The 15,489-nt window shown below is 56.4% G+C and carries 14 protein-coding genes; 2 read left to right on the top strand and 12 right to left on the bottom strand.

Annotation, left to right across the window (positions count from 1 at the left end):
* The 12 genes from acpS to BQ2657_RS05755 all read right to left on the bottom strand — a co-directional run bounded on the left by acpS (nucleotide 1) and on the right by BQ2657_RS05755 (nucleotide 11,598).
* Nucleotides 1-375 carry a holo-ACP synthase gene (acpS, locus tag BQ2657_RS05810; RefSeq protein WP_075579777.1) on the bottom strand — a complete coding sequence of 125 codons (375 nt, stop codon included), beginning with the start codon at nucleotides 373-375 and terminating at the stop codon, nucleotides 1-3.
* Between the two features lie 83 nt (nucleotides 376-458).
* Nucleotides 459-1,778 carry a replication-associated recombination protein A gene (locus BQ2657_RS05805; RefSeq protein WP_075579776.1) on the bottom strand — a complete coding sequence of 440 codons (1,320 nt, stop codon included), beginning with the start codon at nucleotides 1,776-1,778 and terminating at the stop codon, nucleotides 459-461.
* A gap of 99 nt (nucleotides 1,779-1,877) precedes the next feature.
* Entirely contained in the window at nucleotides 1,878-3,464 is a 1,587-nt protein-coding gene (locus tag BQ2657_RS05800) for a ClC family H(+)/Cl(-) exchange transporter (RefSeq protein WP_075579775.1), read from the bottom strand.
* Complete coding sequence (locus tag BQ2657_RS05795; protein WP_075579774.1) at nucleotides 3,465-4,727, bottom strand: diaminopimelate decarboxylase family protein; 1,263 nt, start codon at nucleotides 4,725-4,727, stop codon at nucleotides 3,465-3,467.
* A 34-nt stretch (nucleotides 4,728-4,761) separates the two neighbouring features.
* On the bottom strand, nucleotides 4,762-5,556 hold the full coding sequence (locus BQ2657_RS05790) for an ABC transporter ATP-binding protein (protein ID WP_075579773.1): 795 nt from the start codon (nucleotides 5,554-5,556) through the stop codon (nucleotides 4,762-4,764).
* A complete protein-coding gene (locus tag BQ2657_RS05785) occupies nucleotides 5,556-6,440 on the bottom strand; it encodes an ABC transporter permease (RefSeq protein WP_075579772.1) in 885 nt (294 codons plus the stop codon). Before BQ2657_RS05785 ends, BQ2657_RS05790 begins: the two co-directional genes overlap by 1 nt.
* A 3-nt stretch (nucleotides 6,441-6,443) precedes the next feature.
* Nucleotides 6,444-7,436 (bottom strand): ABC transporter substrate-binding protein, encoded by a 993-nt coding sequence (locus BQ2657_RS05780; RefSeq protein ID WP_075579771.1) that lies wholly within the window; start codon nucleotides 7,434-7,436, stop codon nucleotides 6,444-6,446.
* 19 nt (nucleotides 7,437-7,455) lie between these two features.
* Nucleotides 7,456-8,442, bottom strand: a complete 987-nt coding sequence (locus tag BQ2657_RS05775) for an ABC transporter substrate binding protein (RefSeq protein WP_143224898.1) — start codon at nucleotides 8,440-8,442, stop codon at nucleotides 7,456-7,458.
* 166 nt (nucleotides 8,443-8,608) lie between these two features.
* Entirely contained in the window at nucleotides 8,609-9,685 is a 1,077-nt protein-coding gene (locus BQ2657_RS05770) for an FkbM family methyltransferase (protein WP_075579769.1), read from the bottom strand.
* Nucleotides 9,672-10,799 carry a M48 family metallopeptidase gene (locus BQ2657_RS05765; protein ID WP_075579768.1) on the bottom strand — a complete coding sequence of 376 codons (1,128 nt, stop codon included), beginning with the start codon at nucleotides 10,797-10,799 and terminating at the stop codon, nucleotides 9,672-9,674. The genes BQ2657_RS05770 and BQ2657_RS05765 overlap by 14 nt, the downstream gene beginning before the upstream one ends.
* Nucleotides 10,800-10,994: 195 nt before the next feature.
* Nucleotides 10,995-11,204 carry an Ada metal-binding domain-containing protein gene (locus BQ2657_RS05760; RefSeq protein WP_075579767.1) on the bottom strand — a complete coding sequence of 70 codons (210 nt, stop codon included), beginning with the start codon at nucleotides 11,202-11,204 and terminating at the stop codon, nucleotides 10,995-10,997.
* A gap of 34 nt (nucleotides 11,205-11,238) precedes the next feature.
* Complete coding sequence (locus tag BQ2657_RS05755) at nucleotides 11,239-11,598, bottom strand: hypothetical protein (RefSeq protein WP_075579766.1); 360 nt, start codon at nucleotides 11,596-11,598, stop codon at nucleotides 11,239-11,241.
* Nucleotides 11,599-11,856: 258 nt separating this feature from the next.
* Here BQ2657_RS05755 and BQ2657_RS05750 point away from each other — a divergent pair, with 258 nt between their 5' ends.
* Together BQ2657_RS05750 and BQ2657_RS05745 are read left to right on the top strand one after the other, a co-directional pair.
* Complete coding sequence (locus BQ2657_RS05750) at nucleotides 11,857-12,999, top strand: exonuclease SbcCD subunit D (protein WP_075579765.1); 1,143 nt, start codon at nucleotides 11,857-11,859, stop codon at nucleotides 12,997-12,999.
* Complete coding sequence (locus BQ2657_RS05745; RefSeq protein ID WP_075579764.1) at nucleotides 12,999-15,272, top strand: AAA family ATPase; 2,274 nt, start codon at nucleotides 12,999-13,001, stop codon at nucleotides 15,270-15,272. Before BQ2657_RS05750 ends, BQ2657_RS05745 begins: the two co-directional genes overlap by 1 nt.
* The last annotated feature ends 217 nt before the right edge of the window (nucleotides 15,273-15,489 follow it).

Here is a 15,489-nt window from a genome sequence, read left to right as displayed (position 1 = left end):
TTATCCCTCCAGCATCACTTGGGCTATGGCATTTTCAGCAGTATGGCTCAGGCTCACATGGATCCGCTCCACTTGGCGGCTCAGGGCAGCCACCCGCAGCTGCCCCATCACATGGAGCCGGGGAGCCCCGGTCTTTTCATCCGTGAGCACTTCCACCTGCTGGAGCTGTCCCGGCTGGAGACCCGTCCCCAGTGCCTTGCCAAAAGCTTCCTTGGCCGCGAACCGGGCCGCATAAGATTCACTGCTGTGGGCCCCTTTCTGTTCACAGCAGGCGATTTCCTCGTCGGTGAACGCTTTCTCCTTGAAGCCCTTCTGCTTCAAAGCCCGTTCGATCCGTCCCACTTCCAGGATATCCACACCGATTCCAAGAATCATTTTTATTCCTTCTTTCATGGTATTTCTATCATATTGGACCAATGTAACAAATCCATGACAAATCTGTGCTCTTTCTATTGCAATTACTGCCCATGTTCCTTTTTCCATGCTTTGATCTGGCGCAGCCGCTCCTTGTACCGGGCCTCCAGGCCCTGCTCTGTAGGATGGTAATAGGACCTGTCTTTCAGGCCGTCGGGAAGGCACTGCATGGCAGCCATCTTCTCTTTGGTGTCATGGGCGTATTGATAGCCTTTCCCATACCCCAGTTCGCCCATGAGCCTTGTAGGCGCATTCCGGATCTGGAGGGGCACCGGTTCATTGAGATGCTGGACGGCATCCGCCTTCGCCTCGTTGTAAGCCAGTTCCATGGCGTTGGATTTGGGGGCCATGGAAAGGTAGATCACCGCATGGGTCAGGTTCACGGAACATTCCGGCATCCCGATGAAATGACAGGCCTGATAGGCGGCCACGGCGATTTCCAATCCCCGGGAGTCAGCAATCCCGACATCTTCACTGGCAAAGCGGACCACCCGCCGGGCAATGTAAAGAGGATCCTCTCCGGCTTCCAGCATCCGGGCCAGCCAATAGACCGCTGCATCTGGATCGGAATTCCGCATGGATTTGTGGAGAGCGGAGATCAGGTTGTAATGTTCTTCTCCCTTTTTGTCGTAAAGCAGGGCTTTTTTCCCGGTACACTGTTCGATCAGTTCCCGGCTCACATGGATCCCATCCGGCCGATTCTCCCCGTTGAGCACCACCATTTCCAGGGTGGCCAGGGCCGACCGGGCATCCCCGTTGGACAGTCGGGCCAGGAATTCCAGGCTGCCGTCTTCCATATAGACCTTTTCATTTCCGAATCCCCGGGGATCGGTAAGGGCCCGCTGGAGGATTCCTTTGATGTCCTCCTGGTCCAGGGCCTTCAGCACAAAGACCTTGCAGCGGCTGAGCAGTGCCCCGTTCACTTCAAAGGAAGGATTTTCCGTAGTGGCTCCAATGAGGATGATGGCCCCCTTTTCCACAAAGGGCAGGAAGGCATCCTGCTGGGCCCGGTTGAACCGGTGGATCTCGTCCACAAAGACGATGGTACGGGTGCCGAACCGCCGGTTGTCATCCGCCCGCTGCATCACGGTACGGATGTCCTTGATGCTGCTGGTCACCGCTGAGAAAGTGATGAAGTTGGCCCGGGTGGTATGGGCGATGATCTGGGCCAGAGTGGTCTTTCCCACACCGGGAGGCCCCCAGAAAATCATGGAGGAGATCCGGTCTTCCTCGATCAGGTTCCGCAGGATCTTTCCCGGTCCCAGAAGCTGTTTCTGCCCCACGAATTCGTCCAGGGTCCGGGGCCGCAGCCGGGCAGCCAAAGGTTCTTCCACCTGGACTGCAAACAGACTGTCTTCTTCCATGGATATCACCTCCCGTGTACTCTAAATTTTATTATACCATGAAAAAGGGTGCCGTTGCAGAGCAACAGCACCCTTTGGTCAGCGTTCCACGGTCAACGGTCAGCTTTCTTCCCCTGTCTTCGTCTTGAACAGCCGGTTCAGCTGATGGAGACGGGCATGGTTAGGGATGATGTACACGTAATCGCCCCCTAAAAGGACGGTATCGGCCTGGGGAATCATATCCTGGTCTCCCCGCCGGACACAGACCACCAGGGCCCGCCCTGGCAGACGGATTTCCTGGAGGGTCTTCCCTTCCACCCGGGAGCCTCCTTCCACGGCGATTTCCACCAGCATCTGTTCCGCCGGCGCTTCCAACATGTTCTTGATCTTTGGATTGCTGCGGAGGGACCGTTCCAGCATGGCATCGAAGATGGGCGTATCATGGACCAGTTCCCCTGCCGTATAGGCGAAGAGAGTCACGATGCCCAGGGGCACCAGATGGTAGAACCGCCCGGTCATTTCCAAAAGCAGCAGGATGGCAGTGACCGGTGCCCGTACCGACCCGGCAAAAAGGCCGGCCATGCCGAACACCACCATATTCAGCCGATAGGCTTCCGGCAGAATCCCCAACTGGACCAACAGGTTCCCGTACAGGCTGCCCACCAGGGACCCCAGCACCAGCATGGGCTGGAGGCTGCCCCCGGGAGCTCCGGACCCGGTGCTGAGGATGGTGAAGATGAATTTCCCGATGAGGATCACCAGCACCAGGCTCAGGGTCCCTTCCAGCCCCACCATAGCTTCGATGATGCCATCCCCTGCTCCCAAGACCTGGGGCAGCAGGTAGGTGAGAGGAATGGTCAGGAGCAGAGGGAAGGCAATCTTCATCCAGGGCTTCCGGAACACCGGCAGGCTGTAGAACTTCCCGATGCCCAAGGACCCTTTGTTGAAAGCCACTCCAATGAAGCCGGAGACCAGCCCCAGACCGATCACCTGGGGCAGCAGTTCCACTGGCAGGATGGGCATAGGAGGAATGGACAGCACTGTTTCCACCCCGAAGACCCAGTGGACCAGTACCGTGGTGGTCATGCAGGCCATCAGGGTAGGCGCCATGACCACAGCGGACAAGTTCTTATGGATGGCTTCCATGGTGAACATGACCCCGGCCATGGGAGCGTTGAAAGCAGCTGCCAGCCCGGCTCCAGCTCCGCTGCTGATGAGAGCCCGTTTTTCCAGATTGGTATTGTTCAGGGCAGCCCCGATGCCCTGACCGGTCATGGCCCCGATCTGTACCGAAGGCCCTTCCCGGCCCATGGAAAGCCCGGCCCCGATACCCAGGGAAGTATCCAGCAGCTTTACCAGGATCACCCGCGCCCAATGGGTGCTCCGCTCCAGCCCCAGGACAATCCCTCGGACCTGGGGGATGCCGCTTCCTCCGGCAATAGGCGCCCACCGGACCAAAGCGGCGATCACCGCCGCCGCCAGCAGCAGGCAGGCCACCCAAATCAAGGTATAGGCGGGAGGCACATGTTGGAGAAAGTCCACCATTTTTGCCCGGTTCTTGGCCACAAAGCCCAGGCACAGCCGGAGCACCGTAATGCACAGGCCGGTGGCAATCCCCACCAGGATCCCTTCAAAAGCCAATTTCAGTTTCAGGTTGGGAATGTGGAGCATACCCTGGAGGGCTTTCTCCTTTTCCTGGCCTTTCATTTACAGATCCTTGAACAGACCGGTGAAGTCCAAGGTGGCGAAATAATCTTTTTCCGTTTCCGCCCGGCGCAGCAGTTCCACAGAACCGTCTTCCTTCAGCAGCAGTTCAGCGCACCACAGCTTGGCATTGTAGTTGTAGCCCATGGAGGAACCGTGGGCCCCGGCATCATGGATGAAAAGATAATCCCCTTTGTCGATTTTCGGCAGTTTCCGGTCGATGGCGAACTTATCGTTGTTTTCGCAGAGTCCGCCAGTAATGTCGTAGGTGTGGTCACAGGGTTCGCTTTCCTTCCCCAGCACCGTGATGTGATGGTAAGCCCCATACATTGCCGGACGCATCAAATTGGCTGCGCAGGCATCCACCCCTACATATTCCTTGTAGGTATGTTTGAAATGGAGGACTTTCGTCACCAAAGCCCCATAAGGACCGGTGACGAAACGGCCCATTTCCGTAAATAGGGATACATTGCCCATGCCGGCAGGGGTCAGCACTTCTTCATAGACCTTCCGGACTCCTTCCCCGATGACGGCAATGTCATTGGGGGTCTGTTCCGGCCGATAGGGGATCCCCACCCCACCGGAAAGATTGATGAATTCCACAGCTACGCCGGTTTCCTGCTTCATGTCCACCGCCAGCTGGAACAGCTGCCGGGCCAATTCCGGATAATAGGCATTGGTCACCGTGTTGCTGGCCAAGAAAGCATGGATACCGAAATGCTTCACCCCTTTGGCCTTCAGGATCTTGAAAGCATCTCGGAGCTGGTCCCGGGTCATGCCGTACTTGGCATCCCCCGGGTTGTCCATGATATCGTTGCCCAGGGCAAAGACGCCCCCCGGGTTGAACCGGCAGCAGATGGTTTCTGGGATGGCAGCTACTTGTTCCAAGAATTCGATCATGGTGAAATCATCCAGGTTGATGATGGATCCCAGCTTGTAGGCTTCCTGCATATCTTTCACAGGGGTATCATTGGAAGAGAACATGATTTCATGACCCTTGAACCCGCACACATCGGAAAGTACCAATTCCGGATAGGAAGAACAGTCGGTACCGCAGCCTTCTTCCTTCATGATCCTCAGGATCCCCGGCAGAGGCGTGGCCTTCACGGCAAAGTATTCCTTGAAGCCCTTGTTCCAGGCAAAAGCCTTGTTGATGCTGCGTACCGTTTCTCGGATGCCCTTTTCATCATACACGTAGAATGGCGTCGGATATTTCTCTGCCAGTTTCTCGACCTGTTCTTTGGTCACAAATGGAACTTTTTTCATAATCGGTTTATACCCCCTCAATTTGGCTGATGCCTCAGCTGAGCATCATGCGGTCATTGTCCAGTGCAGAGCCGGACGCTTTTTCAAATAGGGCCAGAAGATCCGGAATGGTCAGCTTGGCCTTTTCTTCTGCATTCACATCCACCACGATCCGACCCGCATTCATCATGATCAGCCGGTTGCCGAAACGCAGTGCATCTCTCATATTATGCGTAATCATCAAAGATGTCAAATGATCCCGTTCGATGACTTTTTTCGTCATGGCCAGCACCTTTTCCGCCGTTTTGGGATCCAGAGCCGCCGTATGCTCGTCCAAGAGCAGGATCCGAGGCTTATTCATGGCGGCCATCAAAAGAGTCAAGGCCTGCCGCTGGCCCCCGGAAAGGAGACCCACCCGGCTGGTGAGCCGGTCTTCCAGCCCCAGATCCAGTTCTTTCAGCATTTCCCGGAATTTTTCCCGTTCGCTGTCCTTCAAAGCCCAGGAAAGACCTGGGGTCTTCCCTCTGCGGGAAGCGATGGCCAGATTTTCTTCGATCATCATCCCGGCCGCCGTCCCCATCATGGGGTCCTGGAATACCCGGCCGATGTACCGGGCCCGTTTGTGCTCCGGCATTTTGCTCACATCCACCCCGTCAATGAGGATCTGGCCTCCATCGATGGGAAATACCCCGGCAATGGAGTTCAGCAGAGTGGATTTCCCGGCTCCGTTGCCCCCGATGATGGTGATGAAATCTCCCGGTTCCATGTGCAGGTTCACATCGGTAAGGGCTTTCTTTTCATTGCCCGTCCCCGGGAAGAACGTTTTGGATAAATGTTTGATATCCAGCATCAGATTCCCGCCTTTCTGCTTTGGAACTTCCCTTTGACCATGGGCAGGCTCAGGGCGATGGCCACCAGGACTGCCGTGAACAGCTTCAGGTCATTGGGCGGCATCCCCATCTGCAGGACGATGGCGATGACCAGGCGGTAGACGATGGACCCCAGGATCACGGAAATCAGGGAATTCTTGAAGCTGCGGGTGCCGAAAAGCACCTCACCGATGATCACAGAGGCCAGGCCGATGACGATGGTCCCTACCCCCATGCCCACATCGGCGAACCCATTGCTCTGGGCCACCAAAGATCCGGCCACAGCCACCAGGGCGTTGCTGAAGAACAGGCCGATGAGCAGCATGATGTTGGTATCCACCCCCTGGGCCCGGATCATCTGGGGATTGAAACCGGTGGCCCGGATGGCTGCCCCGATTTCCGTCCCGAAGAACCAGTACATCAAGACGGAGAACAGGACGCAGGAAATCAGCCCCACCAGGAGCACCGCCTGGGAATAAGCCACTCCCAGGTTGCTTTCCACCAAGGTGAAGGCCGTTTCTTTCCCCAAGAGGGAGATATTGGCTTTGCCCATGATCCGCAGGTTCACGGAATATAAAGCGATCATGGTGAGGATCCCGGCCAGGAGAGCGGGGATCCTCAGTTTGGTATGGAGCAGGCCCGTGATCACACCGGCCACCCCGCCTGCCAAGGCAGCGACCAGGATGGCCGTCACCGGGTTCACATCCTTCACCAGCAGGGTAACGGCTACGGACGCCCCCAAGGGGAAGGACCCTTCCACGGTCAGATCCGCAATATCCAGCACCCGGAAGGTAATGTAGACACCCAGGGCCAGGAGAGACCACAAAAGACCCTGGGAAATGGTTGGCAATAAAAGATCGAACATGGATTATTTGGCTCCTTTGGCTTCTTTTAGGATTTCATCCGGGATCGTCAGTCCCAGTTTCTTGATCTGTGCATCATTCAAAGTCACGGTGAAGGTCTTCTGGGCCTGGATGGCCATGTTCTGGGGTTTGGCTTTGCCGGACAGGATATCCGCCGCCATTTCCCCGGTCTGGAAGCCCAGCTTGTAATAATCGATGCCCAGGGTGGCTACGCCGCCGGCTTTGGTCATCCCTGCTTCCCCGCAGAATACAGGGATCTTGGCTTCATCGGTGATCTTGATCAGGTTGGGCATGGCGGAAGCCAGCACGTTGTCCGTAGGCACATACACGGCATCCACTTTGCCCACCAGGCTTTGGGCTGCCTGCTGGATATCATTGACACTGGAAACCGTCGCTTCCACCGTCTTCAGGCCCCGGGCTGCCGCAGCCTTTTTGGCCAGTTCGATCTGGAGCTGGGAATTGACTTCACTGGAATTGTAGATGAATCCCACGGTCTTGGCCTTGGGCATGATCTTCACCAGCAGTTCGATCTGGGCTTCCACTGGATTCATGTCCGTGGTCCCGGTAACGTTGGTGCCCGGCTGGCTGTTGTCCTTCACCAGCTTGGCCACTTTATAATCAGTGATGGCCGTCCCTACGATGGGGATTTCCTTGGTGGCATTGGCCATGGTCTGGGCTGCCGGAGTAGCGATGGTGCAGACCAGATCCACCTTGTTGCTGACGAACCGCTGGGCGATGGTCTGGAGATTGGACTGATCCCCCTGGGCATTCTGCTTGTCGAACTTGATATTCTTCCCCTCTTCGAAGCCTTTGGATTTCAGGCCGTCCACAAAGCCCTTATTGGCTGCATCCAAAGCCGGATGTTCCACCAGCTGCAGGATCCCCACATTGTAAGTCTTGTTTTTCGAAGCCTGTTTGGACTCTCCCCCGCAGCCGGCAGCACCCAGCAGCATGGCGATCATGGCCAGAGCGGCCACTGCTTTCACACTTTTCTTCATGATTCTTCCCCTCCTGCTCTTATTTCACAATGGCTGCACCCTTCAGGACGGCTTCCGGAAGAGTGATTCCCAGCGTTTTGGCCGTGGTTTCATTGACCGTGACCTTCATGTCCTTCTGTTTTTCGATGGCCATGGTCTGGGGCTTGGCTTCTCCTTTCAGGATCTTGGCCGCCATGAGGCCTGTCTGATAGCCCAATTTGTAGTAATCGATGCCGATGGTGGCCAGGGCCCCGCTCTTGACGACCCCTTCTTCCCCGCAGATCACCGGGATCTTCGCCGGGTTGGTGATCTTAGCCAAGACAGGCATAGCCGAAGCAATCACATTGTCCGTGGGCACATAGATGGCGTCCACCTGCCCCACCAGGCTCTGAGCGGACTGCTGGATGTCATTGACGTTGGAAACTGTGGCTTCCCTTACTGTCAGCCCCTTGGCTTCCGCCAGTTCCTTCATCTTTTTCACCTGGATCTGGGAATTGATTTCGCTGGAGTTGTACAGGATCCCAATGGTCTTGGTCTTGGGAACGATTTTCAAGAGCAGGTCCAGCTGCTGATCGATGGGGTTCATATCCGTGGTACCAGTCACATTGGTCCCCGGTTTTTCCGGATCCTTCACCAGCTTGGCTTCCTTATAGTCAGTGATGGCCGTCCCCACGATGGGGATTTCCTTCGTCACATTGGCCACGGTCTGAGCAGCCGGGGTGGCAATGGCGCAGATCAGGTCTTCCTTGTTGTTTGCGAACCGCTGGGCGATGGTCTGGAGATTGGACTGATCCGCCTGGGCGTTCTGCCGGTCCAAGGTCAAGTTTTCCCCTTCCTTGAATCCCCCGGCGGCCAGCCCGTCTACAAAGCCTTTGTTGGCCGCATCCAGGGCCTGGTGTTCCACCAGTTGGACCACGCCAACCTTCACGTTTTTCTTTGCCCCTGTTTGCTGGGTACCTCCGCAGCCCGCTGTCAGTCCCACAGCCAGTGCTGTCAGGAGGAGGAACCCTTTCTTCCACATCTTCATTTCTACCATCCTTCTTTCCTTCTCATTTCCCTGTGATAACTTCTGGGATCACTGTTTTGTCTATTGTTCCATTCTAACATATCCCGGGCCCATGAGCAACGAAACGGGGCATTTTGCCCCGTTTTTTCCCATCCATCATTCTGTTTTGTAACATCCGCCTCAAGTCTCAGACCGTTGCGAAAAAATTTATCTCCCAGCAGGGAACATAGGGATGGCGGCGGAGATAGATCCGGTACTCCGGCACCAGGTTCCAGACTTCCAGAGGGATTTCCCAAAGATCGTCATCATGATGATAGCCCGCCAGCAGCATTTTCGGCCGACAGCGGCGGATCACCCGGGCACCTCCGTCCAAGGCTTCTTTTTCCACTCCTTCCACATCCATCTTGATGTAGGTCAGAGGGGCCTCTCCCACCAGGTCATCCAGGCAGGTCACCAGCACTTCTTTTTTCCCCTCCTGCTCCAAAGCGGACATCCGGCCTCCCCGAGCCGCAAAGGGGAGCTGTGCCGTCTGTGCCCAGATCCCTTCCGGGCACAGACGGCAGCGGCCCAGCTGTTCTGTTTCCACAAAGTGCTGGAGCTTGGCGAAATTTTTGGGATCCGGTTCCACTGCGTAGAGATGGTCGTAATGGCCCCCGGTGAGTTCCAGGAATTCCCGGAGGGTATCCCCATTGTAGGCGCCCAGGTCCCCATAACTTTCCGTCTCTCCGAAGGCAAAAAGGGTCTCCAGGTCCTGCCGCCGGTCCGTGGTCCGGAAAAGGAAGTCCAGCTTCCCCGTCAGCTTGTACCGGAGGATGTCTTCCATCACCTGTCGGCTGGCATCATCCGCCAATTTCCCATAGACCCGTTCCAGTACTCCCCGGTTTTCCCGGATCCAGGAGGGTGTCACCACCGTAGTATCTCCGAACAGAGGCAGATGGGGCGCATAGGTTTCCTGTTCTTCCGCCAGATGGAAGAAGCGCCGGAGGATTTCCGGCCGTTCGCTGGCAAAGGCGATGAGGATCACAAAGGAGCCCCATTCCGCCTGCATCTCTTTGTAAGTCTTCACCTTGTAGCCCCGGAACTCCTGGCCCCGGACGAACTTATCGCTGGCAAAGACCCCGGCCACCGGGATATTCAATTGGGCGCAGCGGTCCAGGATGGCATCGGCCCCGTTGCCCATGCCATAAAGGACAATGGGCTTCTGGACCGTCTGGAGATACTCCCACAGATAGGGCTCCTGATCCAGTGCTTCAAGATTTTTCATGGTTGGTTCCTTTCTGTCCGGAGGCGGGTGCTGCCGGAACCGCCGGCGCCACTTTGGGTACCGGCTGCTGCCGAGCGATCCGGGCCCATTCTTGGAGCCGGCCAGCGATTTTCAGGGCCAGTTCCCCAGTGTTCCCATTTTCCTGGTTGTCCTGGGGATACACCCGGAGCACCCGGATGTCCTCATAATAGACATCGGACCAGCGGTCCCCGTCCACCGTCATGAAATGGGATTCATCCAAGTTCCCCCGCTTCCAGGCCAAGTATAGGGCACCAGCCATGAGCCGTGCCCGGTATTCCGGTTTGTCATACCCGGCAGTTTCCGTAAGGGGAAAAGACCAGGCTCCCAAGCTCACAGCAGCCGTTCCGTCCGGTTTCACCGTGACTTTTTCTGGGATCTTCAGGGGCTCCGTCCATTTCAGGGCCTTGGCCATCCGGACTTCCGGCTCCGGGTGGGAAGCAAAGAGGCCGTACCCTGGGTTCCCCATGTCCTTGCTCATGTCCTCCAGCTTGGCCATGGTCACGTAGGACCCATAGGGATTGTACCCTGCCAGGGTGGACAGCCGGAAGCCCTCTTGGTCTGCTTCCCGTTCGTCCTTCCGGCTGTAGCCGGCCATAAGGGCCTGACTGGCAGTAGAAGCCAGCACCATCCCGGCTCCAGGGTCTCCAGATGCTACCCCGGCCAGCAGGGTCAAGAGGGACAGTGCCATCTGCTGTTCCATCTGGTGGACCGTGTGGCGTTTTTCAATATGGCCGATTTCATGGCCCAGGACGGCAGCCAGTTCATCATCACTGGTCATGTAGTCCAGGAGCCCCTTGTACACATAGATGAAACCGCCTGGGCAGGCCAGGGCATTCACATCGGGAGTATTCAGCACCTTGAAGGTATAGGTAAGACCGGGGCGGGTGCCGTTGGCCAACAGCTTCTGGCCGATCCGGCTCACTCGGTCCTGGATCTCGTCATCCTGGACCAAACCATAGTGATTCTCCAGCTGCTGGGCCACCTGCTGCCCCATTTCGATTTCCTGTTTCTGGCTGATCATGGCCGCCTGGCTCCGGGGCGCCGGCAGCACCATCAGCAGGCAGAAGACCAGGATTCCAAACAGTTTCCGCATAGCAATTCCTCCTGCATCCATATCTTGTTATTATACATGATGGAAGTGAGAGGGGTGTGAAAAATTTTTTCATACCTCCCGGTCGCAGGTCGCCACTCGAGACCAAGGGGGTTGCTGCACGTGCGTGATTTCCACACATACAGCAACCCCCTCTGATTAAAAAAAATCATTTTCCTCTTCTAACAGGTTTTGAAATTACGGATGACAAACTTTGCAGGGTACATACCCTTCCTCAATGGCTTCTTCCCGGCTTTCGATTTCTACGAAATTGCCTCGATGCTTGATGGTCCGGCAACTTTCATTATGGAATTTCATCGTCCGGGGATTGCCCAAATAAGCCAATGCCGGTGCAGCCAGGCACAGTGTGGATAATAAGGCAACAAGGATCACCAAAGCCTTTTTCATAAAAACTCCCTCCTTATTTTTTCATTATATTGCACTATTCATTTATAAGCAAAATAACAAGTACGATCAAACACAGCGAGGTTGATAAAAAGTCCTTGATTTTTTTCTTCCGTATTTCTGTCCCTTTTTCAGTATGGACAAAGATCCATTTTAAATAACCGGCTAAAAACATTCCCATGGCACCATATTTCCACGCAATATAATAATATCTATGTTTTCTAACAAAATCATGAAATCGATCCGGTGCTTCAAATAGGATTGCCACAAGCAAATTGATGGATAAGAAGGCGATAGACCCAACTTTCCATAATAGCGGCTCCTCTTTTTTCTTCCACAGCACATGGAAGACTCCATATAAAAAGACCGCTAAGAAAAACACTGCAATAACATCCATAAATCCACATCCTATTCAGCCCAAGCCATTCTCCCAGATACTGCCCCTCTGATTCCGGTCCATAGACTCCCTATGATCCACAACCCCTGGCGTTTGTTTATATTTTCTGGGTTCAGTATACCGTAAGAATATTTTTATGACAAGATTTCTATTTTTTCACAAATGGTTTCAGCCCTCAGTCTCCCTTCTCTTCCCATGGTCTTCTTTCCCCCTTCGTGTTATCATGATAACAACTACTGACGAAAGCGAGGTATTGCTGTGCGATTCTTACATACATCTGACTGGCACCTGGGCCGGATCTTCCATGGTCTCCACCTGCTGGAGGACCAGCGGGCCGCCTTGGACCAGATCCTGGACCTGGCCCGGGACTGCAAAGTGGATGCTCTCTTGGTGGCTGGGGACGTCTACGACAGGGCCGTTCCTCCCACGGAAGCTGTGAACCTGCTGGACGAGACTCTCCGCCGCTTGGTGCTGGATCTGAAGATTCCCGTCATCCTCATAGCCGGCAACCATGACAACCCGGACCGGCTGAACTTCGGCCAGGCGCTGTTTGCCGCCCGGCAGCTCTACATCACTGGCCCGGTGGATCCGGATACCCATCCGGTGGTACTGGAAGATGCCGACGGTCCTGTCTACTTTGCCCCACTCCCCTACTGCGAACCGCTGACCGCCACAGCGCTCAGCGGAGAAAAGAAGCCCACCCATGAAGCGGCCCTCCAATGGCAGGTGGAACGGATCCTCCGCCAGATCCCCACCCGAGCCCGGAAAGTAGCCCTGGCCCATGTGTTCCTGACCGGAGCCCAGACTACGCCGGACAGCGAACGGCCCCTGGCCGCCGGCGGGGCCACCACCGTGAGCATCGACTGTTTCAAGGACTTCAATTATACGGCCCTAGGCCATCTCCACGCCTGCCAGAACAACAGTCCCCGGGTCCGGTACTGCGGTTCCCTGCTGAAATATTCCTTTGCAGAGGCCAGCCAGAAAAAGGCCGTCCACATTGTGGACCTGGATGCCAAAGGAGACCTTTCCGTAGAAACGGTCCCCCTGACGGCCCCTCATGAACTGGCGGTGCTGAAGGGAGAATTCCGGGATCTCCTGGAAAATCCTCGGACCGGCCATCTCCAGGATTATCTCCAGATCCAACTGACGGACCAGATACCTATCCTGGATGCCAAGCACCGGCTGGAACAGGTGTACCCCCAGATCCTCCAGCTGGGCTATGAACGGCTCCAACCTCTGGAAAGCCAGGAGGCAGCCGCAAACCAGCGGAAAGGACTTTCCACCGACGATTTGTTCCAGGCCTTTTTCCGGGAAGTCCAGGGAAGGGACCTGACGGAGGGAGAAAAAGCCCTGTTCCTCCAGATCGCTGATGAAGTCAGCCAGGAAGGGAGGCATGCCTGATGCGCCCGCTCAAACTTGTAATGACCGCCTTTGGTCCCTATGCCGGAGAGGAAGCCATCGACTTCACCCGGCTGGGAGACAACCAATTCTTCCTGATCACCGGCCCCACCGGCAGCGGCAAGACCACCATCCTGGATGCCATCACCTTCGCCCTCTACGGCACGGCCAGCGGGGATCTCAGGGACAACCGATCCCTGCGCAGCGACTATGCCACCCCTGATCAAAAGACGGAAGTCCAGTTCACCTTCCGGAACCAGGACCGTACCTATGAAGTCATCCGGACCCCAGAACAGATCCTGAACAAACAGCGGGGAGAAGGGACCCGTACCGTCCCGTCAGGTGCTTCCTTGGTGGAAATCCTTCCGTCGGGAGAACGGGAAGTGCTGGGCACCTCCACCAGTTCCGTGACCCATGCTGTGGAACAGCTCCTGGGCTTCCAGGCCCGGCAGTTCCGGCAGCTGATGGTGCTGCCCCAGGGGGAATTCCGCCGCTTTTTGGTGGCCGATTCCAAAGAGCGGAAAGCCATCTTGGAAACCTTGTTCAAGACCGGCCAGTACAGTGCCCTGGAAGATGCCCTGGATGCCCGGGCCAAAGTCCTGAAAAAGCAACATGATGACTGTAAGCAGAAATACCTGCTGCTCCTGGAAAGTGCCGATGCTAAGGATCCTGCTGCCCTAAAGGGACGGATCAAAGAGGAAAAACAGCAGGCCAAGATATTGGAAAATCAGGCAGCCGAAGCCCAAAAAGCTGCTGCCGCCGCCCTAGAGGCCCTCCAGCAGGCCCAGCAGCTGGCCCATACCTTCCAGCGCTGGCAGGAAGGCCAAAAGCGGAAGGAAGCCCTGCTCCAACAGGCTCCTGCCATCCAGGACCTCCAGAAGAAGCTCCAGTGGCTGGAGGAAGCCCTGAAGCTCCATCCCATCTATGATCGGACCCGAAAGGCCAAAACCCAGCAGGATACAGCGGAAGGACTGCTGACCCGTGCCCGGGAGACCCGCAAGACCGCCCAAGAAGCTCTCCGACAGCAGCTGGCTTCCGCCACGGAAACCAACACCCATGCCCTCCAGGAGCAGATGGCCCAGGTCCGGGAACAGCTGGCCCGGATGACCGCCGTTTCCGGAGAGACCGTCCGGCTGGCCCAGACCCTGGCGCCCGGCAAGCCCTGCCCAGTGTGCGGTTCTCCTGACCATCCCCATCCCGCCACCCAGACCCGCCAAGCCCAGGAAGAATTGGCCCGGAAAACCCGGGCCATGGAAGCCCAGATCACCCAGCTGAACAGGAAACAGAAGGCCCTGGAAAAAGCCCAGAAGGAAGCGGACCAGGCAGCCGGCTCCTGCAAAACTGCCGAAGAGAACCTGGCCGCTGCCCAAAAAGCCTTTGAAGAGGACCGGGAAGCCTACAAAGCCGCCTTGGAGCAGTCTCCTTTCCCAGACCAGCATACTTTTATAGCTGCTCACAATGCCCTGCCCCAAAAACCTTTGTGGCAGGCGCAAGTGGACCGGTACCGGCAGCAGACGGACAGCCTCCAAGGAGAACTGAAGATCCTGGCCGAACAGCTGAAGGACAAGACGCCTCCGGATCTGGCTCCCCTCCAGGAAGCCGTCCAGCAGACCGGCAGTACATCCCAAACCTTGGCCGCCCGGACCGGTGCCCTCCAAGAAACACTCCGCCGGGAAGAAAACAGTCTGAAACAGCTGGAAAAACTGGAAAAGGACCTGTCCCGTCTCCAGGAAGCTTATGGCCCCATCGCTCTCTTGGCTTCCACTGCCAAAGGGGACAACAGCCGGAAACTGACTTTTTCTTCCTTTGTACTCCAGGCAGTGCTGGATGATGTGCTCCAGACGGCCAACCTGCGGCTGAACAAGATCAGCCAGGGCCGCTACAGCCTGTACCGGAGCCGCGATATCGTGGATGCCCGGAAGGAACAAGGGCTGGGCCTGGAAATCATGGATGCCTTCACCGGCCAGTCCCGGGCCGTGACCACCCTGTCCGGAGGCGAAATCTTCTTCACCTCCCTATCACTGGCCCTGGGGCTGTCCGATGTGCTGGAATCCTACGCCGGGGGCCTGCACCTGGATACCATCCTGGTGGATGAAGGGTTCGGGTCTTTGGATCCGGAAACCCTGGACAGTGCCATCAGCGCCCTGCTGGAACTCCAAAAAGGAGGCCGGCTGGTAGGCATCATCTCCCACGTAGCCGAATTGAAAGAAAGGATTTCCGCCCAGCTGGAAATCATCCCCACCAATCAGGGGAGCACGACACGGTTCAGGGTATGAAAAAGGGGGTGTGATAAAATCACACCCCCGGTCACTGGTCTCTTGTCACTAGTCACTGGACGAAGGAAGGCAGCCGGGCTGCGGCTGCCTTTCATTGTATGATGCTGGCTCAGACGCGCCTTTGGCTTGTCCTTGCCTCTCCAGAAGAAACCAAGACAAGCAACGGATTAAAAGAAAGGCACATTCCTATTTTTATTCGGAAGAACCCGTCAGCCAC

The sequence above is a fragment of the Acidaminococcus massiliensis genome, from assembly GCF_900095825.1.
Lineage (GTDB): Bacteria > Bacillota > Negativicutes > Acidaminococcales > Acidaminococcaceae > Acidaminococcus > Acidaminococcus massiliensis.
Note: the sequence above shows the minus strand (reverse complement) of the source record. Positions and strands in the feature narration are given on the sequence as shown.